General features: G+C 64.3%; 28 protein-coding genes and 1 pseudogene. 10 read left to right on the top strand and 19 right to left on the bottom strand.

Annotation, left to right across the window (positions count from 1 at the left end; translation table 11 throughout):
- Positions 1-76 precede the first annotated feature (76 nt).
- Complete coding sequence (locus tag FOS14_RS08935) at positions 77-799, top strand: hypothetical protein (RefSeq protein ID WP_143769954.1); 723 nt, start codon at positions 77-79, stop codon at positions 797-799.
- 221 nt (positions 800-1,020) lie between these two features.
- Here FOS14_RS08935 and FOS14_RS08930 read toward each other — a convergent pair whose 3' ends face one another.
- Positions 1,021-1,950 (bottom strand): LysR family transcriptional regulator, encoded by a 930-nt coding sequence (locus tag FOS14_RS08930; protein ID WP_143769953.1) that lies wholly within the window; start codon positions 1,948-1,950, stop codon positions 1,021-1,023.
- A gap of 70 nt (positions 1,951-2,020) precedes the next feature.
- Between FOS14_RS08930 and FOS14_RS08925 the strand changes: the two genes are divergently transcribed.
- The 3 genes from FOS14_RS08925 (at position 2,021) to FOS14_RS08915 (ending at position 6,468) form a co-directional block, all read left to right on the top strand.
- Positions 2,021-3,091, top strand: coding sequence for a YeiH family protein (locus FOS14_RS08925; RefSeq protein ID WP_143769952.1), 1,071 nt, complete (start codon positions 2,021-2,023; stop codon positions 3,089-3,091).
- Between the two features lie 164 nt (positions 3,092-3,255).
- Positions 3,256-4,476, top strand: coding sequence for a TetR/AcrR family transcriptional regulator (locus FOS14_RS08920; RefSeq protein ID WP_143769951.1), 1,221 nt, complete (start codon positions 3,256-3,258; stop codon positions 4,474-4,476).
- A gap of 156 nt (positions 4,477-4,632) precedes the next feature.
- Complete coding sequence (locus FOS14_RS08915) at positions 4,633-6,468, top strand: acyl-CoA dehydrogenase (RefSeq protein ID WP_143769950.1); 1,836 nt, start codon at positions 4,633-4,635, stop codon at positions 6,466-6,468.
- A gap of 59 nt (positions 6,469-6,527) precedes the next feature.
- Here FOS14_RS08915 and FOS14_RS08910 read toward each other — a convergent pair whose 3' ends face one another.
- The 5 genes and pseudogenes from FOS14_RS08910 to FOS14_RS25455 form a co-directional block, all read right to left on the bottom strand.
- Entirely contained in the window at positions 6,528-6,902 is a 375-nt protein-coding gene (locus FOS14_RS08910; protein WP_255450188.1) for a VOC family protein, read from the bottom strand.
- 157 nt (positions 6,903-7,059) lie between these two features.
- Complete coding sequence (locus FOS14_RS08905) at positions 7,060-7,314, bottom strand: hypothetical protein (RefSeq protein ID WP_143769949.1); 255 nt, start codon at positions 7,312-7,314, stop codon at positions 7,060-7,062.
- 243 nt (positions 7,315-7,557) lie between these two features.
- Positions 7,558-8,196, bottom strand: a complete 639-nt coding sequence (locus FOS14_RS08900) for a Clp protease N-terminal domain-containing protein (protein ID WP_143769948.1) — start codon at positions 8,194-8,196, stop codon at positions 7,558-7,560.
- A 197-nt stretch (positions 8,197-8,393) separates the two neighbouring features.
- Entirely contained in the window at positions 8,394-9,023 is a 630-nt protein-coding gene (locus FOS14_RS25160) for a S9 family peptidase (protein ID WP_255450187.1), read from the bottom strand.
- 367 nt (positions 9,024-9,390) lie between these two features.
- Positions 9,391-9,651: pseudogene (locus tag FOS14_RS25455) on the bottom strand (DUF3887 domain-containing protein); the annotation flags it as partial.
- A gap of 164 nt (positions 9,652-9,815) precedes the next feature.
- Here FOS14_RS25455 and FOS14_RS08890 point away from each other — a divergent pair.
- Both FOS14_RS08890 and FOS14_RS24675 read left to right on the top strand, forming a co-directional pair.
- On the top strand, positions 9,816-10,133 hold the full coding sequence (locus tag FOS14_RS08890; RefSeq protein WP_255450186.1) for an antibiotic biosynthesis monooxygenase: 318 nt from the start codon (positions 9,816-9,818) through the stop codon (positions 10,131-10,133).
- Entirely contained in the window at positions 10,130-10,297 is a 168-nt protein-coding gene (locus FOS14_RS24675) for a hypothetical protein (protein WP_185981696.1), read from the top strand. The genes FOS14_RS08890 and FOS14_RS24675 overlap by 4 nt, the downstream gene beginning before the upstream one ends.
- On the opposite strand, the gene FOS14_RS08885 is transcribed toward FOS14_RS24675, so the two are convergent.
- The 5 genes from FOS14_RS08885 to FOS14_RS08865 form a co-directional block, all read right to left on the bottom strand.
- Positions 10,265-11,038 carry a class I SAM-dependent methyltransferase gene (locus FOS14_RS08885; RefSeq protein WP_143769947.1) on the bottom strand — a complete coding sequence of 258 codons (774 nt, stop codon included), beginning with the start codon at positions 11,036-11,038 and terminating at the stop codon, positions 10,265-10,267. The two genes, FOS14_RS24675 and FOS14_RS08885, sit on opposite strands and share 33 nt — an antisense overlap.
- Positions 11,038-11,223: a hypothetical protein gene (locus FOS14_RS08880; protein ID WP_143769946.1), complete on the bottom strand. Its 186-nt coding sequence runs from the start codon at positions 11,221-11,223 to the stop codon at positions 11,038-11,040. Before FOS14_RS08880 ends, FOS14_RS08885 begins: the two co-directional genes overlap by 1 nt.
- A gap of 103 nt (positions 11,224-11,326) precedes the next feature.
- Complete coding sequence (locus FOS14_RS08875) at positions 11,327-12,229, bottom strand: cyclopropane mycolic acid synthase family methyltransferase (RefSeq protein WP_143769945.1); 903 nt, start codon at positions 12,227-12,229, stop codon at positions 11,327-11,329.
- A gap of 135 nt (positions 12,230-12,364) precedes the next feature.
- Positions 12,365-12,547 (bottom strand): hypothetical protein, encoded by a 183-nt coding sequence (locus FOS14_RS08870; protein WP_143769944.1) that lies wholly within the window; start codon positions 12,545-12,547, stop codon positions 12,365-12,367.
- A gap of 63 nt (positions 12,548-12,610) precedes the next feature.
- Complete coding sequence (locus FOS14_RS08865) at positions 12,611-13,051, bottom strand: VOC family protein (RefSeq protein WP_143769943.1); 441 nt, start codon at positions 13,049-13,051, stop codon at positions 12,611-12,613.
- A 263-nt stretch (positions 13,052-13,314) separates the two neighbouring features.
- On the opposite strand from FOS14_RS08865, the gene FOS14_RS08860 reads away from it, so the two are divergent.
- Positions 13,315-14,745, top strand: a complete 1,431-nt coding sequence (locus FOS14_RS08860; protein WP_221936682.1) for a cytochrome ubiquinol oxidase subunit I — start codon at positions 13,315-13,317, stop codon at positions 14,743-14,745.
- A complete protein-coding gene (locus FOS14_RS08855; RefSeq protein WP_143769942.1) occupies positions 14,745-16,007 on the top strand; it encodes a cytochrome d ubiquinol oxidase subunit II in 1,263 nt (420 codons plus the stop codon). The genes FOS14_RS08860 and FOS14_RS08855 overlap by 1 nt, the downstream gene beginning before the upstream one ends.
- Positions 16,008-16,035: 28 nt before the next feature.
- On the opposite strand, the gene FOS14_RS08850 is transcribed toward FOS14_RS08855, so the two are convergent.
- Positions 16,036-16,422, bottom strand: coding sequence for a hypothetical protein (locus FOS14_RS08850; protein ID WP_221936681.1), 387 nt, complete (start codon positions 16,420-16,422; stop codon positions 16,036-16,038).
- Between the two features lie 60 nt (positions 16,423-16,482).
- A complete protein-coding gene (locus FOS14_RS08845; protein ID WP_255450185.1) occupies positions 16,483-16,995 on the bottom strand; it encodes a GNAT family N-acetyltransferase in 513 nt (170 codons plus the stop codon).
- Between the two features lie 165 nt (positions 16,996-17,160).
- Between FOS14_RS08845 and FOS14_RS08840 the strand changes: the two genes are divergently transcribed.
- Entirely contained in the window at positions 17,161-17,772 is a 612-nt protein-coding gene (locus tag FOS14_RS08840) for a hypothetical protein (protein WP_143769940.1), read from the top strand.
- Between the two features lie 21 nt (positions 17,773-17,793).
- Here the strand turns inward: FOS14_RS08840 and FOS14_RS08835 are convergent, their stop codons facing one another.
- Positions 17,794-18,651: a phosphotransferase gene (locus FOS14_RS08835; RefSeq protein ID WP_143769939.1), complete on the bottom strand. Its 858-nt coding sequence runs from the start codon at positions 18,649-18,651 to the stop codon at positions 17,794-17,796.
- Positions 18,652-18,805: 154 nt separating this feature from the next.
- Between FOS14_RS08835 and FOS14_RS08830 the strand changes: the two genes are divergently transcribed.
- On the top strand, positions 18,806-19,552 hold the full coding sequence (locus tag FOS14_RS08830) for a tyrosine-protein phosphatase (RefSeq protein ID WP_255450184.1): 747 nt from the start codon (positions 18,806-18,808) through the stop codon (positions 19,550-19,552).
- Between the two features lie 25 nt (positions 19,553-19,577).
- On the opposite strand, the gene FOS14_RS24670 is transcribed toward FOS14_RS08830, so the two are convergent.
- From FOS14_RS24670 to FOS14_RS08810, 5 genes are all read right to left on the bottom strand, one after another.
- Positions 19,578-19,739 (bottom strand): hypothetical protein, encoded by a 162-nt coding sequence (locus FOS14_RS24670; RefSeq protein WP_185981708.1) that lies wholly within the window; start codon positions 19,737-19,739, stop codon positions 19,578-19,580.
- A gap of 155 nt (positions 19,740-19,894) precedes the next feature.
- Positions 19,895-20,269 (bottom strand): hydroxyphenylacetyl-CoA thioesterase PaaI, encoded by a 375-nt coding sequence (gene paaI / locus FOS14_RS08825; RefSeq protein ID WP_143770166.1) that lies wholly within the window; start codon positions 20,267-20,269, stop codon positions 19,895-19,897.
- 11 nt (positions 20,270-20,280) lie between these two features.
- Positions 20,281-20,583 carry an EthD family reductase gene (locus tag FOS14_RS08820; protein WP_143769937.1) on the bottom strand — a complete coding sequence of 101 codons (303 nt, stop codon included), beginning with the start codon at positions 20,581-20,583 and terminating at the stop codon, positions 20,281-20,283.
- Between the two features lie 3 nt (positions 20,584-20,586).
- Positions 20,587-22,608 (bottom strand): phenylacetic acid degradation bifunctional protein PaaZ, encoded by a 2,022-nt coding sequence (paaZ, locus tag FOS14_RS08815; RefSeq protein ID WP_143769936.1) that lies wholly within the window; start codon positions 22,606-22,608, stop codon positions 20,587-20,589.
- A gap of 73 nt (positions 22,609-22,681) precedes the next feature.
- Positions 22,682-23,293, bottom strand: a complete 612-nt coding sequence (locus FOS14_RS08810; RefSeq protein WP_143769935.1) for a TetR/AcrR family transcriptional regulator — start codon at positions 23,291-23,293, stop codon at positions 22,682-22,684.
- Between the last annotated feature and the right edge of the window lie 47 nt (positions 23,294-23,340).

The raw sequence follows: 23,340 nt of genomic DNA, 5'->3' as shown, positions 1-23,340 counted from the left end.
AATCACCATGTCGTCGTCGCAACTCCCGCGAACCTTCCCTACTCCCCGTCCGAAACCCACTCGAAGCGAGCACACAATGAAAATCACCACTTTCGTCGCGGCGACAGCAATCGCCGCGGCCACTGTCGCAGCCACCGCCGGCACCGCCCAAGCCGAAAATGCTTCCACCCCAGCAAATCCCGACGTCGCGTCGGTGGTGAACTACACCGCCCACCAGGACGGCGCCACGGACGTGATCAGCATCGATCATGGCCAGCTGGTCGTCGATCACGGCCAGTTCCAAATCCGTTCCGCCAAAGGCGATGTCCTGGCCGGCATCCCGCTCCAATTCAATATCGGCGACGTCGCGCTGCCCATCGACGCGGTCATCTCCGGCAACACGGCGCGCCTGACGCCGTCGCTGGACCCGGCCCGCGCCGCCTACCACCCGGTCGCACTGCCGTTCCAGGACAGTGCGCCGTGGAAGACGCCGTATGACCGAGAGCAGGCCGCCTTCACCCGGATGGCGCAAACCATTACCGCTGGCGCCGCGGGCGGTACGGTCGCGGGTGCAGTCGGCGGGGGCGTCATCGGCTGCTTGCTCGGCGGCGTCACCGGTGCCGTGGCGACCGCGCCGCTGGCAACAATGTTCGGCGCCGGACCCCTCGCCGGCTGCCTGGTCGGCGCAACCGCACTGGCACCAATCGGCGCAATCGGCGGCGCGCTCGTCGTCGGCGGCCCCGTCGCCATCGCCGCACTAATCCAATACCAAGACACGATCAACGCCCCCTTCAAGCCCGCCCCTGCCCCGCCGAAGTAGCCCTTTGGCGCTGCGGCAACGCGCCTTGGCGATTCGACCCGAATCGTCAAGGCGCGTTCCGTTATTCGGGGCTACGCAGCGGTTGCCGAACTGGTCGCGTGCCGCATCGATATCGCAGAGTTCGCGGCACGAACCGGCCAACCAGCGCCGGCGTCCAAAAGGCGTCCGGCGAAGTGGCGTTATGACACGTCCGATGAACTTTGAGACTGCTCCTGCATCGCTTACCTAGTGCGTTGTGCAGGCAGTGCGCGCGGTGACCCGGCCGCGCGACCGCTGGCAACAGCGAGCAGCGAGGAGATCACCTCGCGAGGAGCGGCGTCCCGTCGTCGAACCGCGCGCAGGCGTCGGCGCAGGTCGATTCCTGAGACCGGGACCTCCACCAACCGACCGTCACGGAGTTCCGCTGCGACCGCCAGTTCGGACAACACCGCGGCGTGCTCTCCGGCCGCGACCATCACTTTGACCGCAGCGTTGGTACCCAGCGACACCGCTTCGCGGTTGGGCCGCAAGCCGATTGCCGCGAGTGCCGCCTCCAAAGCGTCGCGCGTTCCCGCTCCCGGTTCCCGCGTCACGAGGTCCAATTGCGCCAGTTCGTCGGCAGTTACCGGTCGGCGTCGCCGAGTCAGTCGGTGCCCGGGCGCCACCACAAGCGTCAGCCGATCGGTTCGCAGCGTGCGGCTGACCAGGTCGCCGGGCACAGTGGTGCCCTCCACGAAACCGAGATCGGCTGCATGGCTGCGCACGGCGGCGATGACGGCGGCCGAGTTGCCCACACTGAGATGCACCGGCTCGGTGGTGTGATCACGCAGCCGTGCCAGCCAGGCGGGCATGAGGTATTCGGCGATGGTCTGGCTACACGAGATGCGCACGGTATGCCCGGCTCGCAGGGCCTCCGCACCCGTCTGCAGGGCATCCATCGCGCCCACCACGCCGCGGGCCCACTCGGTGACGGCCGCACCCGCGGAGGTCAAGTCCGCGCCGCGGGTCCGCCGGTCGAGCAGATCAAGTCGCAACTGCCGCTCCAAGTTCCGAAGCCGCGAACTTGCACTTGGTTGCGATAGATCGAGCTCACGGGCGGCCGCTGAGATCGAGCCCATGTCCGCGACCGCGATCAAGAGACGAAGCGAGTCGACCGACGGCGATTCAGGCATAGAACAATTCTATGGATAGATAGCGGTTCTTTGGGTACCGTCGAGCATCGTTGCGCGGGATCGTTGCCATATGAGCACGACTGCAAGCACAATCGCCACCCGCCCAGCCGCATCACGCCAACGCAGCATCCGGTTGCGCCGCGCCCTTCCCGGAGCCCTCCTCGCGCTCGCGGTCGCGGCCGTGGCCACGGTTGTCGGGCGTCTCGTTCCCGTTCTCGGTGCGCCGGTGGCTGGCGTGCTGCTGGGCGTCATCGTGGCCGCGGTAGCTCGTCCGGCCCACCGGCGCCCCGCGCTTACAGTCGGCTTCAGTCTCACCGGAGGCCTCGCGCTGCAGGTGGCCGTGGTGTTGCTCGGCACGCAATTGTCACTGGCCAAGGCGTGGGAGGTGGGTCAATCGGCGCTGCCGGTGATGGCGGGGACACTCATTGCGTGCTTTCTCGCGGTCAAGCTGCTCGGCCGGCGGATCGGTGTCGACGGCGACCTGCGGACCCTGATCGGAGTCGGCACCGCAATCTGCGGCGCGTCGGCGATCGCCGCGGTCACGCCGGTGCTCAAGCCAAAACCCGCCACCATCGCCTATGCCCTGTCCACCATCTTCTTCTTCAACATTGCCGCCGTACTCGTTTTCCCCGTCCTCGGGCACATGATTGGCATGGGGCAGCACGCCTTCGGCGTTTTCGCCGGCACGGCGGTGAATGACACATCCTCCGTGGTCGCCGCGGCCGCCGCCTACGGCACCGACGCCACCCAGACCGCAGTGGTCGTTAAGCTGACCCGCGCCTTGATGATCATCCCAGTGGTGCTGGTCGTGGCGGCGCTCGCAGCCCGCCGCCAGCGGGCCGAAGGCGGCACGACCCAAACTCGGCCCGGCATCCTTCGCCTGGTTCCCTGGTTCCTCGTCGGCTTTGTTGCCATGGCAACTCTCAACTCCGTGGCACCGTTACCGCTCGGCGTGCACAACGTGCTTTCCACCGCATCGCTGTTCCTGATCACCTGGGCACTGGCCGCGATCGGCCTTTCCACCGACCTGCGTGCGCTGCGTCGCACCGGCTGGACCCCGCTGCTCTTCGGCGCCTCCCTGTGGATCGTCGTTTCGGCCACCAGCCTCGGCATCCAGGCACTCACCACCGGCCTGGGCTGAGGTCCGGAGGGCGAGATCGCGACCGTGCTTATCGCTGGTGGCATCCGCCCAGGACGTCGAGCTCGACGATCCCAACCGATCTGCATTGCCAACGGTGGTTTCCACAGCGACGGCTGCGACTGACCCGCCGACACCAGCCCAAGCAGGTGCGCGAGACTGGACGCGTGCACGCCAGCGCAGATGTCACCACGACGCGGCGACGACCGCGGGATCGTCGGGAGACAATCGTTCGCGTCGCGACTGCGGCATTCGCCGAACATGGCTATCACGCCGCCTCGATGGCGGGCATCGCCACCGAGGTCGGCATCTCCTCGACAGCGTTGTACCGGCATTTTCGCAACAAACAAGACCTGCTCGGCCAATGTCTGCTGACGGGTTTGGACACCGCCCTGTCACGGCTGTCGGCCGCACGCAGCGCGGGGGACTCGGTGCTGCACGAATTGACCGTCACGTGCCTAGAGCTGCGGGGTCTGCCCCGGCTGTGGCAATTGGAAGTGCGAAACCTCTCCCCCGCAGATCGGGTCTCGGTGCTCACTCGGGTGGTGCGGTTGTGCCGCCTCTTGCGGGAATCAATTGCAGCGCAACGACCAGACCTCGACGCGGCGGATGTCGAGTTGCTGGCCTGGTGTGTGCTTTCGGTGGCGGTCAGCCCCTCGTACCATCGAGTTCAGTTGGCGCAGCGGACCTTTGTGGAATTGCTCGACGGGATAATCGCCTCGGTCGTCGACGCGGCAATGTCGGGTGAACCTGATGGGGTCAGTTCTCGGCGCCGAACCGCAGACGCTGGCATGGTCATGGACTCGGTTCTGCGCCCGGAGCGCATGGTGAGCGCCGCGGCGCGGTTGTTCAACAGCTATGGATACGCGGCGGTGGGCATCGAAGACATCGGCGCGGCGGTAGGCGTGTCCGGGCCGGCCTTGTACCACCACTTCGCGAGCAAAGCGGACATGCTCAACGAGATCATTGAGCGCAACGATCAGTGGATCAAGCTGTACATCTCGCGGGCACTCACCGAATCCGACACCGCGAGCGACGCATTGCGCCAGCTGACGCGCTACTTCGTGAACTTCGCCGCCGATGAGCCGGACGTGGTCGGCACCTCGCTCAGTGAGGCCGGACATCTCCCCGCCGAGCAGGCCGCTCGCTACCAGCAAGCGCACCGCGAAGGCATCAAACGGTGGGCGCGGATGCTGGTCGCCGTCCGGCCTGAGCTGTCACTGGATCTGGGCCGCGCGCAGGTCCAGGCGTTGACCAGCGTCGTCATCGACGCCGTCCGAAACCCGCGCCTCGCTGCACGCCCGGATCTGCGGACGAGCCTGATCGAGGTCTGCGACCAGATTCTCGGCACCGATGCCGCAGCGGTGGGCTTGCGGGAACCTGGTTAATGAGCGACAACCTTTTCCTCAGTCGGACCACCTTTATGTCACCCAGTCTGCTTAGTCGCTGATAACTTACGGTTGCGTAACGACACGAGCATGCGCGAAGGTATGGCTCACGCGCCGCCGCGGGGCCGGCGCATCGGTTCGCGAAGGGACGTGTCGGTGGGTCACTACAAAAGCAATGTGCGGGATCTGGAGTTCAACCTTTTCGAGGTGTTCGGCCTCGATGAGATTCTGAACTCCGGATCGTTCGGTGACCTCGATGCCGAGACCGTGCGAACCATGCTGGCCGAAGCCGCCCGCCTTGCCGAAGGACCACTGGCCGAATCGTTCTCGGCGGCCGACCGCAATCCCCCGACCTTCGACCCGGCCACTCACGAGGTGCGGTTGCCGGAGCCGTTCAAGCGATCCTTTGCGGCATGGCGCGACGCCGGCTGGTTCCGCGTCGGGCTCGACGAGGCCGTTGGTGGGGTGCCGGCACCGGCCATGGTCAAGTGGGCAATCAGCGAGTTCATCCTCGGCGCCCAGCCCGCGGCATATATGTATCTGACCGGGCCCACTATGGCGCACATCGTGCACAGCATCGGAAACGAAGAACAGAAGCGTTGGGCGAGAATGGCTGTCGACCGCAACTGGGGTGCCACCATGGTGCTCACCGAACCCGACGCGGGTTCGGATGTCGGGGCGGGACGCACCAAGGCCATCGCACAACCGGACGGATCCTGGCACATCGAGGGTGTCAAGCGGTTCATCACGTCCGCCGATTCGGATGACTTGTTCGACAACATCATTCACCAGGTGCTCGCCCGGCCGGAGGGCGCCGGTCCCGGCACCAAAGGGCTGAGCCTGTTCCTGGTGCCGAAGTTCCTCTTCGATACTCATACCGGCGCACCCGGCGAGCGAAACGGGGTCTTCGTCACCAACGTCGAACACAAGATGGGGCTGAAGGCCTCCGCCACCTGTGAAGTCACCTTCGGCGGGCACGGCATACCGGCCAAGGGCTGGCTGGTCGGGGACGCACACAATGGCATCGCGCAGATGTTCAAGGTCATCGAAGAAGCCCGGATGATGGTGGGCACCAAGGCAATCGCCACCCTGTCGACCGGCTACCTGAACGCCCTCGACTACGCCAAGCAACGAGTCCAAGGCGCTGATCTGACGAAGATGACCGACAAGGACGCACCCCGCATCCCGATCATCGGCCACCCCGACGTGCGGCGCTCGCTCATGCTGCAAAAGGCCTACACCGAAGGTCTGCGCGCGATCTACCTCTACACCGCCGCACACCAGAACACCGAAGCAGCGCAACATGTTTCCGGCGCAGATGCCGAGTTGGCCAGCCGGGTCAACGACCTGTTGCTGCCAGTCGTCAAGGGCGCCGGGTCCGAGCGCGCGTATCAACTGCTCAGCGAGTCACTGCAGACCCTCGGCGGCTCCGGTTTCCTACAGGACTATCCGATCGAGCAGTACATCCGCGACGCCAAAATCGACTCGCTCTACGAAGGCACCACGGCCATTCAGGCCCAGGACTTCTTCTTCCGCAAAATCGCCCGCGACCGTGGGGTGGCGCTTGCCCACCTCGCCGGTGAAATCCGCAAGACCACCGACGGCGACATCGGCAACGGCAGACTCAAGAAAGAACGGGAACTGCTCGCCACCGCGCTCGATGACGTGCAAACCATGGCCGGCACACTGACCGGGTACCTGATGGGCGCCGCCAACCAGCCGCGCGAGCTCTACCGGGTCGGCCTCGGCTCCGTTCGCTTCCTGCTTGCGGTGGGGGACTTGATGATCGGCTGGCTACTGATCCGGCACGCCGAAATCGCTATACGCGCGCTCGATGCACAGCCGACACATCCCGAAAAGTCGTTCTACGAAGGCAAACTCGCCGTCGCCGGATTCTTCGCGCGCAACGTGCTGCCGCAACTGAGCGCCACCCGCGAGGTTCTGGCCAACCTCGACGGCGACGTCATGGAACTCACCGAGGCAGCCTTCTGATCCTCGCCGGTAACCAGGAGTGATCGGCACAGCCGTGGCAAGGTACGCGCCGGTTATCGTCAGGTCGGCGCGTTTCGGGTAGCGATTTGGTAGACGTTTCCGAATACGTCGCGCACCATCGCCCGGCGGTCGCCGTACGGCGTATCCCACGGCGCTTCGACTTTCACCGCGCCGGCCGCCAGCGCCCGACGGTACACTGCCTCCACGTCATCCACGTAGATATACAAAAACGCTGGGAAGACCTCCCGCTCGCCTGCCTGCGACACCATCACCAGCGAGTCGCCGATGCGAATTTCGGCAGGCCGGTTCGTTTCGGCATCACCGGTCGCCCTGAAGGCGCTCCGCAAGAATTCGACCGCACCAGCCGCGTCGCTCACCACCATCCGCGGGGTGACGGAATGATATCCAGGCGGCGCAGAAGATTCCGCAGGCATCGGGTAAGTCTGGCACATTCAACCGGAGATCGACCCGCACTAGTTCCGGGATTACTCGACGCCCAAAGGAACTGGATGTCACGCTGATGCACGTTGGTACTGACAACAACTTTCGATCTCGAGTTCAACGACGCCGTCAACCGCGTTCGGAGAGCGGCTAGCAGGTCTGTGTTAGTCGACAGGCCCATTCTCGCGCGATTTTCCAACGTCCATCCTCGGCGACGAAACGCAAAGGACCCGCCGGGCCCATGGTGACGCCGTTGCCGTACTGCACATAACCGGTCGCCGCGATCGCATCCCTACCCAGCGCCTCGACCGATGTGAAGCGCGCGGGTGAGATGCTGATGAACTGCTGGGCCAACGCAATGTTTTTCGAACTCGGCCCCTCGAATAGTTCGGCTCGGTCCTCCACCCGTACTCGGTAATTGCGAGCAGCGTTGAACAAAACGGTCAGCTCGTCAGCGGTTGGCAGCCGCGAAGCCGGTATTGGCGCCGGCGGCGGCGCGAACTGTGTCTCCGCGATGAGAGGTGCGGCAGAGTCGGATTGGGCCTCACCGGAACTACACGCGGACGCAGCGCTGGAGACAACGACGGTCGCGACGACAATCGCGAATGTCGCGGTTGATGCTCGCTCCCCTCTCGGCACATCGCAACCCTAGCGATCTTCGGTCACGTTCTGGCCGGTGTCGCCTGACCGCGGAGTGGCGAGCAGTCGTTCTCGGGCCCAGTCGAGCAGGGGCTTACCTGCTGCAATGGCGGCGGAGCGGCATTGCTCGTATTCCTCGTCATCGAGGGCCAGACGGATGACGTGGCCGATGCCCGGCGAAGGGATTCGAGGATCGTGTGCCGGCAGCCGAGCGGTTATTGCCTGCCGTAGCTTGGACATCGCCACGTCGTGTTCGCGCAGAAGGCTAGCAGCGCCGCCGACGGGTTCGGGAAGTTCGTCGACCTGGCGGATCAACCCGAGCAGCAGGTGCCCGTTGCCGATGTAGTCATGACCGAGGTGCAACGACTCGCGCAGACTGGCTTCGAGGATCGCCTTGGCTTGCGGCGTGAACGGAATGTGTCCGGCTTGCACGCGGTGGTCGCCGCGCGGGTGAGATGTCTCGACCTCGCGCCGAAGCGGTTCGAGTCGCAAACCGAACGATTCCAGCACTTCTGCGCAATCGGTGTCGTCATGCAGCAGTGCAAGTAAGAAATGCTCGGAACCGATTGCGTCGTCTTGGAGCACCCTGGCCTCCTCCTGAGCCAGCACCACAGTTCGACGAGCGGCGTTGGTGAAACGTTCGAACACCGCTCAACTGTCCCTGATGGTCGCTGACCTGACAAGGACGTCAGCAGTCAATTCGCGCGCCGATTACGCACTTCGGGCCTGTTGTAACCGCACCGAACCGACCAGACGGGAAGCGAATTCGCGTACACACTCATCGATCGCACGCAATCCATAGCTACCGCGCCGGGTTTGCAACTTTGAACGCACCACCCGCGTCATCACGACGAAAGGACGAACGCGGCGATGTCGGCTACGACCGCAGCATCGACATGCTGACCGGGCCGTTGATATTCCGCCGGCGTTGAAGCTCCGGTGCCGGCGAAGAACACATGATTGTCGTCGTCATAGACACGAATTTCGACATTTTGCTTGTGGGAAAGAGTTTTTCGCCACCCAGCGAGGTCGTCGGCGACAGTCGCCTGATAGTCGCGGCCGCCTTGGATGACGAGCACGGGTTTGTCCAGAGTCGCTGCCACCGTCGGCGCGTCGTAACTGCGCAGGTCGAGCCAATACGCGGCGGGAACACCGAACGGCAAGTCCGTCTCCGGGGTCTCGGGCGACAGATCAGCACTGTCAACCGTGTCGGCCTGTTTGGTCAGCTTCTCGATGGTGGCCTGCGCAGAGCCGGCATTGGCGGAGTTGAGCGAGGCCAGATATCGGACTTGACGCACAGCGCTGCGGTGCAGCGGGTAGGTTCCGCCGGCCATGATCAGCAGCCCGGCAATGGATTTCTCGGCCTCGGCCACGCGCGGGGCGACCGTGCCACCGAGGCTGTGCCCGAGAACGAAGACCCGCTGCCCGGCTACCCGCAGATGCGCGCGAAGTAAGTGAACACCCGGCGACCGCATGGTGAACGTATTCGTCGGTGATAGTGAAATGTTCGCGTTCGGTCAACTTGTCGCGATGGGCGTAAGTGACTTTGTCGAAACGCAACACCACTACACCGGCGGTCGCTAAGCCCCATGCCAGGTCTTTGAACGGTTTGTTCGGCCCGATGGTCTCGTCGCGGTCCTGGGGTCCCGACCCAGCGAGCAAAATGACGCCCGGATGCTGACCGTTACCGCGAGGCACGGTCAGGGTTCCGGGAACCGCAAGAGCACCAGATCCGACGAGCACCTCGTTTTCGTCGAACGCCTCGGGATCGGCGTAGTCCGGCGGTTGCCATTCCTGCGCTGGGCCGGCCGCGCTAGGTGGGGTCAAGACTAGACCTACCAGGGCTCCGTCAGCGTTGACCGACACGACAACAGTCAACGCGCCGCGCTCGCACGTCACGGGGATTCGAACAGTGCGCACCCCGGGCGCGCCCGCGGAATCAGTGATTGGATCGCCGATGCTGTTGACCGGTCCGAGGCTCTCGACCGCACTCGACCACCCGGACTCCAGCGCGTCAACTGGCAACAAGGTCTGCAACTCCGGTGTCAGCATCCCGCGGACCTGCGCGTAGCGTCCCGACCGCAACATGTCGACGACATTCACGGCTATCGTGACGGGCGCTGTCTGTGCCAAGAGCCCTCCCTAATTGAGGCACGAACCGCCAGCCATGGCGGCGAGGCGCAGGATCGGCCGAATCCGTCGTGTGGGACTTCCCCCGGAGTGACAATACGTCGACAGCGTTTCAGAGGGAGCAAGCCATTACCGTTTTGCACACCGTCGAACCGCCCTATGTCGCGGTGATCTTCACATCGACCCGCACCGACACTGACGACGGTTACGACAGGACGGCGCAGCGGATGAGCCAGTTGGCAGCGCGCCAGCCTGGTTATCTCGGCCATGAATCGGCGCGGTCGGACGGACTCGGAATCACCGTGTCCTACTGGGCAACCGAAGCCGACGCACAGAACTGGAAACTCGTCAGCGAGCATCGCATCGCCCAGGACCGCGGCCGCGACACGTGGTACCGCGACTACAGCGTCCGCATCGCCGTCGTGACCCGGGCCTATGGCATGGACCGGCGATGAGCACGCTGGTACGCATCTTCGTCGGTCTCGAAGTACTTGCGGCGAGCCTTGCTCTACTGTCCGCCACTACGAAGACTCGCGGGTACTACGTCGCCGCCGCTATCGTCGCCGCAATCGGAGCGTCAGCGGCCCTAGCCATCGTCATCGTCGGCGCGACCGGGTGAACGCGCCTCAAGGGTGACCAGCCGGTATCCAATGTCGATACTGGGCAGGGCCAACAAGTCGGCGTACGTCTTTGCCCAACGGCCTGAGTTCAGGTCTTCCCTAAGCCGGTCCAGCCCGGCAGCAACATCCTGTTTCGAGGTGAGCGCGAGCATCGACATTCCGGCCCGCACATTGGGATCGAGATACGCCTCGGGCCGGCGCCAATAGGCTGCGCCGAACCCATCCACGCAGTCGTGCGGCACCGGCACCGCGCTCACGGTGGCGCCAGGAAGCAACCCTTCGAGCCGATCTATCGCCACCGCCAGTCGCGCATCCGTGTCGGCCGCGGCCGGAAGGTAGTCACGCAGGAGCCAGAACTCGCGGGTGACCGTGTGATCCCACGTGAGGATCACGATTCGACGCCGGGCGATACGGCGCAGTTCCGCGAGCCCCCGTTCGAGATCTGTCCAATGATGGATCGTCAGCACGGCCAGCGCAGCGTCAACCGATCGTGTTGCAAGAGGAAGGTTTTCCGCGACCGCCCGCACCGCCGGTGCCGTACCCGGTGGTCGCTGATCAATCATCACTCGGCTCGGCTCGACCGCCACGACTGTGCCGGGCGGCTCATACGATCCCGTTCCCGCACCGATATTGGCAACCGACCCCATACCGTCGAGTGCCTGAGCGATGAGCTGTCCGATCCGTGGATCGGGGCGGCGGGCGCGGGCGTAGCCGTCCCCCGTGTTGTCGTACAACGCCATCAGGCACCCGCCACGAACTCAAAGTGCTTGCCACGCAGCGTCATAGTCTTCACGGCCTCGATGTCCAATGAGGCGGCGGCGAACACGGTGAGCTCGGGTGACGGCGTCCCGCGTGGAACCCTCTCCTCCGCCGCGAGCTCACCGTGCCGCACGGGAGAGTCCGATTTCGCACGTCGGGGGGCCATGAGCGACACCGGTTCTCCCGAATTCACCTAACACCGGTGTCCGTAGATCGACAAGGGTGATCTTGTTGGTGAACCCTTCCGTATGTCCGTCGGCAACCCCGCGTCAGGGCCGAAGCGGACGGCGGAGAGCGGCCGGCCCCTCCGGTTTGGCGATGCTGAACTGCATGACATCGACGTAACCCTTCCGAAACAGCTCTGCGCAACCGGTTAGGTACTTCAGATATGTCTGGTAAGTCTGCTCTGAGGTGATCTTGGCGGCGCGAGTGTGGTTGGACTGCAAGGCCTTCGACCAGCAGTCCAGGGTACGAGCGTAGTGCGGCTGCAGGGATTGGATTCGCTCAACGCGGAAGCCGGCGTCAGTGGCGTAGTCGATGACCCATTTCGGTTCGGGGAGTTGCCCACCGGGGAAGATTTCGTCGAGAATGAACCTGCCGAACTCGAGGAACGATCGGTTGATCGGCAGGCCCCGCGCCCGCAACTCGTGGCGACTGAATCCGACGATCGAGTGCAGCAGCATGCGCCCGTCGGCGGGCAGGATGTTGCGGCAGGTGTCGAAGAAGGCCGCGTAGCGTTCACGACGGAAATGTTCGAAGGCACCGATGGACACGATGCGGTCCACCGGTTCATTGAACTCTTCCCAGCCTGCCAAGCGCACCTCGGCGCTGCGGGCCGTGTTGGTGCGTTCATCGAGCAAGTCACTGGCGTAGCCCTGCTGGTTGTGGCTCAGCGTCAACCCGATCACGTTCACGTCGTAGTTCTCGACCGCGCGCAGGAGGGTCGACCCCCAGCCGCAACCGACATCGAGCAGCGTCATGCCGGGTTTCAGGTCACACTTTCCCAGGGCTAGATCGATTTTGGCGAGTTCGGCCTCCTCTAGGGTCATGTCTTCGCGTGCGAAATAGGCGCAGCTGTAGGTGCGCGTCCGATCCAGAAACAGCGCGAAGAAATCATCGGACAGGTCGTAGTGGGATTGCACGTTCTTGTAAAACGGCACAAGTCCAGCCATCAGCGGATCCCTTTCCGGCACACGCGTTCCGGTGCCATCACCTGCTAGGCGTGCTTGGTGCTGAGGAAGACACGAGGTGCCCGCCGAGATAGTTCAGCTCGCCTGGCCGCACAACGCTGAACGATCTCCGGATGATTACCGGTGAAGGAATCGGTACAGCGCGACCAGAAGCCCGATGACGACGAGCAGATACACAATCCGAGACACGACATAGGCGATGACGAAGTACCCGCTATGGTCACCGAGCCCGATCACCGACCCAATGGTGCGGGCGTCGGCTCCTTCGGCAAAGACAAGCGGCACCACCCATAGACCCACGTTTTCAGCGTAGCCACGCCGCTCTGGGCTTCGCAGCACTCGCTGCTATCGCGTCTTCCCTAGTCAACCGATCCGCTCGGCCAGGGACACAATGATTCCCTCCGGTCCCCGCACGTAGGCCATGCGCCAAACATTCTCGTACTCCCCCACGCCGCCAACGAGCCCGTAGCCGTCCGCTGCCAACCGGTCGACAATCGCTTGGAGATCGTCCACCTCGAACGCCACGTTGCGCAGTCCGAGCTCGGTGGACATCGCAGCGGGTGAGCCTGGCTGATGATCTGGGCGGATGAAGCTCGACAGCTCCACAGCAGCGCCTCCGTCGGGCGGGCGAAGCATGACGATCTCGCTGCGCGAGTCGGGTATCCCGATGACGGTGTCTACGAACTCACCCTCGATCGCCATTCGGCCCTCGATTTCGAGACCTAATCCGACGAAAAATGCTGTGGCCCTGTCGAGGTCCGCGACAGTGATACCGACGTGGTCGAGGCGTCGTACGTGTGGCATGAGCGCACTCTACAGTTCTCGCCCTGCCGGATTCTCCCGAAACCAGGGCTCGGCCGCGCCGCAACTCTGCTTTGAAAGGCGCTGCCGATCACCTAATCGGAGTTTCGTTCTTGACCTGCAATTTTCCGCGGTGCAGCCTGTTGCTGCCGACCCGCAAATAACGCCGCGACCGGCAACGTCTGGGCGAAAGGTCAGTTAAACGAGTTCAAAACGGCGAAAATTCGGTCCGCGACACGGTACCTGCCATCCGAGAAGGTGTTGACATGGGAGGCTCGAACATCCATATGGCGTTCGGTGGGTTCCGGACGGACTTGCCTCCGGGGCTGCAGGAGTATCTGCTGCAAGCGCGCCAAATGCAGGCACTGGCGTTCGCGGTGCACATCCCGCTGGTGTGCTTCGGGATCGCATTTCCCGCAATGATCCTGTTCACCGAATGGCGATATCTGCGCACAGGTGATCGTCTCTACCGCACCCTCGCCAGGCGCTGGACGCGCATAATGGCAGCGCTGTTTGCCATTGGTGCCGTCACCGGAACGATTTTGTCGTTCCAGATGGGCTTGTTGTGGCCCAACTTCACCGGCACGTTCGGAGGCGTGTTCGGCCTCGGTTTCGCGATCGAGGGATTCTCGTTCTTCGCCGAGGCCATCTTCATCGGCATCTACATATACGGCTGGGACAACTTCAGCCCGCGGGCGCATTTTCTTTCCGGCATTCCGGTGGCAATCGCGGGATTCACCGGATCGTTCACCGTCATCTCGGTCAATGCGTGGATGAATCACCCCTCCGGGTTCACGATGCGGAACGGCAGCGTCGAGGACGTGCAGCCGTGGCGGGCGTTGTTTGCCAATAGCTTTCTGTGGCACGAGTTGGTGCACATGTATCTGGCCGGCTTCATCGTGACGGGGTTCATCCTGGCGTCGGCCTATGCCGTGTCGCGGTTGCGTGGGCGCTGGGATCGCTACCACCGCACCGCTTTTGCCATCCCGTTCACGGTGGCAGCGCTTGCTTCGCCGGTGCAGGTTCTGATCGGGGACTGGGCCGCAAGAGATGTGGCGGATTCGCAGCCGATCAAGTTGGCTGCGTTGGAGGGGTTGGGCCACACGACCAGCGGCGCACCCATTCACGTGCTCGGCTTCTACACCGACGGCGAGGTGCGCTACGGCATCGGAATCCCAAAAATGCTGTCTTTTCTAGCGTTTCACAAATTCAACGCCACCGTCGCCGGTCTCGACAAGATACCCACCATCGATGCACCGCCGGTGAACGTCGTGCGCATCGCGTTTCAGTCGATGGTTGGCATCGGCTCCGCACTCGCTCTGCTGGGGGTGATCTATTTGATCGTCTGGGCGCGGCGTCGGCGTCTGCCCAACTCACCCTGGTTCTTTCGAGCGGTGGTTCTTGCCGGGCCGGCATCGTGCGTGGCGTTGATCGCTGGCTGGGTCACCACCGAGGTCGGCCGCCAACCCTGGGTGGTCTACGGCGTGATGCGCACCGCTGACGCTGTGACGGGAGCCGGCGGCATCCCGGTCGCCTTCGGCGTGCTCGTGGTGGTCTATGCCGGTGTTGCCGTAGCGACCGCCTGGATTCTGCGTCGGCTCGCATCGAATCCAATCGACGATGGCGACGAGTCCGCTCCCCCGGTCACCGGCAGACACCGGGCAGCGGTCGTCGTACCGAGTCAGGGCGGTGCGTAATGGCGCTCTACGACGTGCCGATGGTTTTCGTGCTGATCGGACTGATCGCCTACACGGTGTTGTCGGGCGCCGACTTCGGTGCCGGGCTATGGCAACTGACCGCGGGCAAGGGCCCCAAGGCCGCCGCGCTCCAGGAGCACGCCCACCATGCCATCGCCCCCGTCTGGGAAGCGAACCACGTCTGGCTGGTGTTCGTGCTTACCGTCTTGTGGACGACGTACCCGGTGGCGTTCGGGTCGATCGCGTCCACCTTGACCATCCCATTGTTCATTGCCGCGGTTGGCATCATCTGCCGCGGCGCGACCTACGCACTGGACGCCGGCGCGGCCAACGACAGAGAGCGCCGCGCGATCGACGCAGTGTTTTCGGCGTCGTGTGCCTTGACCCCATTCGCGATGGGCACTGCGGTGGGCGGCATTGCCTCCGGTCGAGTACCCGTCGGCAACGCAGCCGGTGACCTTTTCACGAGTTGGCTCAACCCGACCTCCGTGTTGGTCGGCATCCTCGCCGTGGTGCTGTCGGCGTTTCTCGCCGCGGTCTACCTCGGCGCGGACGCACAGCGCATCGAGGAATCGGATCTGGTGCACCGCTTCCGTTGGCGCGCACTGGCTTCCGGAGTAGTTGCCGGGATTGCAGCGGTGGCCGGACTGCCGATTCTGCACGCCGACGCCCCCAGTCTGCTGGACGGCCTGCTGCGCGGCGGCGGGCTGGTCGCTTTGATCGTCTCCTGCGTGTGTGGGCTTGCCAGTCTGGTGCTGGTCTGGGTTCATCGGTTCGCGCCGGCCCGCTACACCGCCGCGGTCGCAGCCGCGGCCATCATCGTCGGCTGGGCCGTGGCCCAATACCCGGTTCTGTTGCCCGGACTCACCGTCGAGGATGCCGCCGCTCCCGACAGCACACTGATCGCGGTGACGATATCGGTGTTGGCCGGTGCCGTCCTGCTTCTCCCGTCTCTGGCACTGCTGTTTCGGCTGGACCTGCGCGGCCGATTCGACGTGACACCACAGCACCCGGACCGGTCGTCCGTGCAGCAGCCGCCCGCCCGGCCGGAGACGCCATCCGGCAGTTGGTTCTCGCTGTCGACCCGCGTAGCGATCGCGTGCCTGCTCCTTGGGGTCGGCCTGCTCAACGTTGCCGATGCCGCCTGGGCGCATGCCGTGGGCGTGGTTGCGTTGTTCGGTTTTGTCGTCTCCGGTCTGGCGGCCGTCAAACCGGAAGTGATCGCAGCAGAGTCCGACAGCGGGGAGGTCCAGCACCACTGAAATTCGCGAAGCTCGAATCCGATCGGCGCTATTGCCGCTGACCTTTCAGGCCACCGATATCGAGCGACGGCGGTGGCGCCTGTTGGCCCGAGCCGTCCGAATCGTCGGCGGCTTCCTCGGCGTTCTCCCCATTCGCGACGATGTCGCCGTCACGGAAGAGAATCCCACGGGCTATTTGTCGCCACTTGGGCGTCGCGCGCAGCAGGAACTCCAGATCCATGCTGAAATGCTTGAACTCCTCGGTCAACGCGTTGGCCATGATCGCGCGCGAGGTCTCATCCGGCTCGACCGCCATGCGTTGCGAATACCAACTGATCGCCTCGGCTTCCTCGGTGAGGTTTGCGCACATCCGCGCGAAGGTGCGCGTCCGCGCAGGCAACTCCGAAGCCGGCTCGTGGTACTGCTCGAAGCCCATAAGGTCCCTTCCGCCGCTGGCTGACAGGTGTGCGCGAGGGTTTCCCAGCACGGGCGGAGTTCAAGCATTTACAGCGATCGCTAGCACGGGCAGCCGAACACCCGGAACGACATCCCAGTCCCGTTCCGGCACCCGGGCGAAGCCGAGCTTTCGATACAGGCGCTGGGCATCGACCATGGTTTCCATGGTGGAGATGACCACTGCCGCATAGCTTTCGGAACGGGCGACCTCCAGCACACGCCGCACCAGCATGGTGCCGATGCCACCACCGCGCACCGATGTGTCAACCGCCAGCATGCGGAACTCGAGCTCATCCGGACGTGCCAGTGGCGCGTAGGCCGAACCGGGCCGCGCAATGGTCACAGTGCCCACGATTGCGCCATCGAGTTCGGCAACCAAGATCTCGGCGGCCGCTGCGCGCGCGGCGGTATCGGCCAGCGTCGCGGCGTAGGGCTGGTTCGCTGGAATGAACCCTCCGCCGACGTAGACGTCCGTGATGAGTTGGCCGATCGCCGCACCATCCTCCGATCGCGCGGTTCGTACGGTTACGACACCCGATTGTTCGACGCTCACTTCTTCAAGGTAGCGACGTGGACGGGCGCCTTCTCGCCCCAGCAGATCGCGCGCCTGCCTGTGCATTTGGATGCCACACCCAACTACGGACAGCAACCTTTGGTGCCACCAACAAGAATCTCGAATCTCCTGGCCGCGGTGCGGTATCGACGTAGCATCGCTGGCATGGCAACCGAGAACAACGTCATTTTGCTGACGTGGCAGGTCCCTCAGCCGTGCAAAGCTCCTGAGGCATACCGTTTGCTCAGCGACCTGGGCAGCACTGGCGCGATCGACGTGCTCGGAGTTGCGGTGATCGAACACGTCAGCGACGGCCAGTTCGCGTTCCGCGACGATGCCGGCAAATCAGTGCCTCTCGACGAGTTCGGTGACACCGCGCTCAAGGACGTGCTGAAAACCCTGGACGGACCACTCGGCCCGGTAATCGCCGCGTCCGCCGATACGACGAGCGCCGACGGTGCCAATGCCAGTGCTGATGACGTGCACAGTCCGGCCCATTGGAGCTCGCTCACGGAGATCACCAAGCGACTGCATCCTGGCCGGCCGGGGGTGATCGCTCAAGTGCAGATCACCGACCGTCACCCCATCGACAAGATAGTCTCGGACACCTACTCGAGCATCATGCGGATCCATGAGCACGACGCGCTTCGGGAGATCCGCGCCGCCAAGCATTCTCACGAACTGCGAGCGGCGGAGGCCGACGTCGACAAGGCCGTAAAGCACGAGGACCACGCCGGGCATCACATCATCGACAAGATCAAAGAAAAGTTCAGCTGACGCGAACTCGCGGTCGGGGCTTCAGAGCGCGAGTTCGATGGCTTCTCGGTTGGACCGAATGAACTCGATGTCGGAGCGCAGCAACTCCGCGAACGGGGCTACCGATGCCGCATCGTCGGGCGACGCGGCGATCATCTGCTCGGCGGCCTCCTCGATCCGATCGCAGATCTCGTCGGCGAATCCGGCCCGATGGGTCAACCCATAGGCGTCGAGGAACAGTCGCAGGCGGCGGGCAATGTCCGGCTGGTGTGTCCATCCGCGGTACCGCGCGTGCTCCGGCGCATGCATGCCGACGACGTGCCACGCCGCGTAAGCGAGATCCTTGCGACGCGTGGTCGGTCCGGCGTTGTCCCAGTCGATGATCGAATGGAACCGCCCGGCGGAATCTGCAACAAGGTTGGCCAGGCTGACGTCGTTGTGGCCGATGATCTCCCCGGGCCGCAACCCACGGCGGCCGCCGCGCCAGGTCAGTTCGGTGCTGGGACGGAAGCTTTCTACGGCGTCATGGAATCGCCGAATCAAACGCGCTGCACGCACGACGTTCGCGTCACTGCGGCACCATTCCGGCCAGCCGTTCGCGCTCGCACATGTCTCCCCGTCGATGAACGTCAGCACCTCGCGGCCGTCACTGTCGAGGCCGAGAACCCGGGGCGCGCCGTCGAATCCGACCGATTCGAGGTGACGCAGCAGTTCGTGTACCGCGGGAGTCCACGGTCCGGTCTTGCGGCGAACGGTGCCGCCATGCCGGTAGACCGCGCCACCCCAACCGCCGTGCAGGCACTCGACTCGCTGTCCCCGGCGGGCAGAGGTCGCATCTTTGGGTCGCCGCTGCGCCAGTTTCGCTGAGTGCAGGTCCAATCGGGACTGTGTGGCAACCATAATGCTCTCTCCGCCGGAGTCGTGTGTTTGTTCCTGCCTTTAACGCTATGGAGTGAGCACCGTCGGCAGGAGGTTCGAAAAGGCAGGAAAGTTACTAGATGTGGCAAGCGGTGAGCCATCGGAGTCGTAACTCCATTACCGTCGTTAACTTGTGATGGTCGATCAGTTCAGCCTCTCCGGCGCCTGGAATTTCCGTGATCTCGGTGGCCTGCGCACCGACGACGGGCGCACGGTCAAGCCGGGGATTTTGTTTCGGTCATCGGAACTGTCCGGCCTCGACGCGGACGGGCAGCGCAGACTGCTCGAACTCGCTGTCACCGACGTAGTCGACCTGCGCAGCAGCGACGAAATCGCCTACAACCGCCCCGATGCGTTGCCGGACGGGGTGACGCTGCACTCCACCCCTGTGCATGACCGCGACCATCAGGAGGCCGCGCCGCACGAACAACCCCGCAAACTCACTCCGGAGGTGGCCGAGGCCGCGCTCGAACACGCCTACACGCGGTTTCCCGTCCTCGAGGGCGGACAGCAGGCGTTGGCGTACGCGATCCGGCTCGTCGCCGACACAGACGGCGGCGTCCTTGTTCACTGCGCGGCCGGCAAGGATCGCGCCGGCTGGATTTTGGCTGCGCTCCTGCGCGCCGCAGGGGTCAGCGAGGCCGACGTCCTCGACGACTACCTGCGCAGCAACGACGCGATCGGACCACTGCGCGAGATCGTCATTGCGCGAAATGGCGATCTGACCCAGGTTTCGGACAAGGTCCTGGGCGTGCACGAGGATTTCATCCAGGCGGCCTGGCGCGTAGTCGATGACGCATATGGCGGATTCGACAATTACCTTGCCGCGATCGGTGTCGACGAGGACGATCTCGTGCGACTGCGCGCACGACTCCTCGACTGACGCTGCATTTCAGCTGAGCCCGCCGTCAGCGGTGAGCAGTTCGTTGCACCATGCCCCATGCGGCGGTCGCGACGAACAATACGATCCCGATGATCGCCAGCCACACCAGGCCTTTGATTACAAACCCGGCGACGGCGCAGGCGACCCAGATGAGCAGCAAGATTCCCAATATCGTCAGCATCGCCACCGAGTACCCACCCAGGCATCTACGCAATCGCGACACCGCCGCCGAAGGTTTCATATCCCCGTCCGTGGTTATGCCGGGGTGTGGGTGCGAGCGGCTTCCGGAGGTCTTTCGCGCCAAGGCTTTGCCGGTTGAGAATTCCAGCCGGCCAAGCCGGCTTATTGCCGCGGTGCGATGGTGCGACTGTCACCGCGGAACTCCGCGACCACCTCGCCGTCGCGGCTGACCGCAACGTCGTAGATCCCGTTGCGCCCGAACCGGGCCCGCTCTACGGCATCCGCGATCAGTACGTCGCCCTCGTGCGTCGGCCGCAGGAATCGGATATCTGCCCGGGCGGCAACAGCTGGCTCGTCATAGCTGTTGCACGCCAACGCAAATGCAGTGTCGGCCAAAGCGAAAACGAAGCCGCCGTGGGTGATCGCGTGACCGTTGACCATGGACGCGGTGACCCGCATGGATACGCGCGCGCGGCCCGGCGACAGGTCGAGTAGTTCGATGCCCAACTCCCGCGACGCAACGTCACTGGCGAGCATCTCCGGGGCAATCACCGCTCGTCCTGGGTGAACATCGTGACGCCACCGGTGGCAAAGTTGGCCACATCCTTGCCGGCGCGACGCATTTCCTCGGATGCCAGCGCGGTTTGCAGCGCCTCGGCTGTTGGAAAACGCATGTGCGCCACTGCGTAGTACGGCGGTTGTGAGCCGTCGAGCGAACTGCACTTGCCCCAAACGATCTCACTGAGCCCCGGAATTTGTTTGGCGATGGGAATGTGTGTCTGTTGGTAGTACTCGTCGAACGCGGCCGGGTCCGTCGGCTCTCCGTAGCAAACCACAACTCGATGGCCCATCATCTACTCGCTTTCCGGTTTGGCAACGAGGGTGAGCACGTCGTAGCTGGCCGCGACCTCGTCGTTCTGATTGGTTACCACCGCGTCCCAACGGACTTCACCGTAATTCGCGGAGGTGCGTGGGGTGATCGACTTGGCCGTCAACGTCACGGTGAGCGAGTCGTCGGCCTTGACGGGGGTGAGGAACCGCAGATTGTCGACGCCGAAGTTGGCCAAGACCGGGCCCGGCGCCGGATCCACGAAGAGTCCGGCCGCCAGCGACACCACCAGGTAGCCGTGGGCGACAATGCCGCCGAACAGCGGGTTGGCCGCCGCCGCCTCCGGATCGGTGTGTGCATAGAAGGTGTCGCCAGTGAATTCCGCGAAGTGTTGGATGTCGGCGCGGGTGACCTTTCGGGGGCCCCCGACGATGGTGTCACCGATGCGCAGTTCGGCCAGGTTCTTGCGGAACGGATGCACGTCGGTGACCGTGCGCGCAGTACCCGGGTACCACCGATTGCCCACTGCCGTAAGTATTTCCGGCGTGGCCTGCACGGCGGTGCGCTGCATGTGGTGCAACACCCCGCGGATGCCGCCCAGTTCTTCGCCCCCGCCGGCGCGGCCCGGGCCGCCGTGCACCAACACCGGCAGGGGTGAACCGTGCCCGGTGGATTCCTTTGCGTCGTCACTGTTGAGTACGAGGATTCGGCCGTGGTAGGGCGCGATGCCGAGCACGATGTCTCGGGCGAGCGCGGAGTCCTTGGTCACCACCGACGCCACCAGGCTGCCCTTGCCCAGTGCCGCCAATTCGATCGCCTCGGCGGTGCCCGAGTAGCCGATGACGGTGCTGACCGGACCGAAAGCTTCCACCTCGTGCACTTCCGGAGCGCGGGAATCTTTGGCGCGCAGCAGAACCGGGGACATGAAGGCCCCGGCCTCGGACGAGATGTCCAGGCTGCCGTAGACGATATCCGCGGATTTGCACAGCTTGCGCACCGACTCGAGCACCTCGTCACGCTGATCGGTGCTGGCGAGCGCACCCATGGTCACGCCCTCCATCTCGGGGTTACCGACGACGACTCGAGACAGCCGCTCGCTCACAGCGGAAATCACGTCGTCCACCCGGTCCACCGGCACGAGCGCGCGTCGGATGGCAGTGCACTTCTGCCCGGCCTTGGCGGTCATCTCGGTGACCAATTGCTTGACGTACAGGTCGAATTCGGGCGTACCAGGTGCGGCGTCGGCGCCCAGAATCGAGGCATTCAGGGAATCGGCCTCGGCCGTGAAGTGCACACCCTCATTGAGCACACTCGGATGAGCCCGCAACAGCGCCGCGGTGGCCGCCGAGCCGGTGAACGCCACGGAGTCCTGGCCGCCGAGGTGATCGAGCAGATCCTGGGCGCTACCGGCCAGCAGCTGTACGGAACCTTCTGGCAACAGGCCGGATTCGATGATCCTGCGAAACACCAACTCGGTCAGATAGGCGGTTTGACTCGCCGGCTTGACGATGGACGGTACGCCGGCGAGGAAAGCGGGTGCGAGCTTCTCCAAGAAGCCCCAGACCGGGAAGTTGAACGCGTTGATCTGCACGGCAACACCACGGCGCGAGGTGTAGATGTGCTGACCGAGGAACGTGCCCTGCTTGCCCAGGCGCTCGACGTCGCCGTCCAGAATGATTGTGTCGTTGGGTAGTTCCCGCTTGGCCTTGCTGGCGTAGCTGAGCACCGTGCCGATGCCGCCGTCGATGTCGATGGCCGAGTCACGCTTGGTGGCGCCGGTTTTGACGGACAACTCGTAGAACTCGTCCTTACCGCTCATCAGAGCAAGGCCGAGCGCCTTCAACGCCGCGGCACGCTCATGAAACGTCAGTGTGGCCAGCGCCGGACCGCCCACCGTCCGCGCGTAGTCGACCATGCCCGCGATGTCGAGCCCGGTCGAGGAGATCCGGGCGACCTCGCTGCTGTCCACCGCATTCAGCAATGCTGTGCCCGCGTCGGTAGCGGTGAACCAATGCCCGCCCGCATAGCTTTGCAGAAGTCTGCTCACGATCTCTCCATCCTACCGTCCATTCGGTCGGTAATTACCATCCCGCAGGACCCGCCAGGTTGTCAAGGGAGGTTCAGCTCCGGCGCAGGCCCTCGAACGTGATCGCCACGACGGCATCGGCGATGTCGTCGACCGAACCGCTCGACCGTGGCCGGTACCACTCGATGAGCGAGTTGACCGTGCCGAACACCAGTCGGCTGATCAGCGCCGGGTCGATATCAGCCCGCAGGTCGCCCTCGTCGACGGCCGCTACGACCAGATCGGAGACAACCGCGTCGAACTCGCGGCGGCGGGCAAGCGCCTGGCGTTCCACCTTTGTGTTGCCTCGCACCCGCAACAGCAGAGTCACGTAGGGCAACTCGGCCACCAGCACTTCGACGCTGCGACGCACCAGGTATTCGAGCCGGTCAACGTAGCGCCCGGTGGTGGCGCCTTCCTCGGTAGTGACCGCGAACAGCGCATTCAGCGCCCGCGACAACGCCAACTCGAGCAGTTCGGATTTGCCCGACACATGGTGGTAGATCGACGACTTGGTGATACCGAGTCGGCTTGCAAGCACCTCCATGCTGGTGCCGTCGTAGCCCTTCTCGTTGAACACCTTCACCGCAACAGCCAAAAGCGAGTCCAGGTCATACCCGGGGCGTCCGGGTAGCCCGGTCCTGCGAGTAGGTCGCGCCGTCGTCATACCCGCCATCTTCGCAGGCGTGCAGAGAAAACATGAAGCATTGGCGT

This window comes from Skermania sp. ID1734 (genome assembly GCF_007489285.1).
Taxonomy (GTDB): Bacteria; Actinomycetota; Actinomycetes; order Mycobacteriales; family Mycobacteriaceae; genus ID1734.
This window is presented reverse-complemented; position numbering and strand designations above follow the sequence as displayed.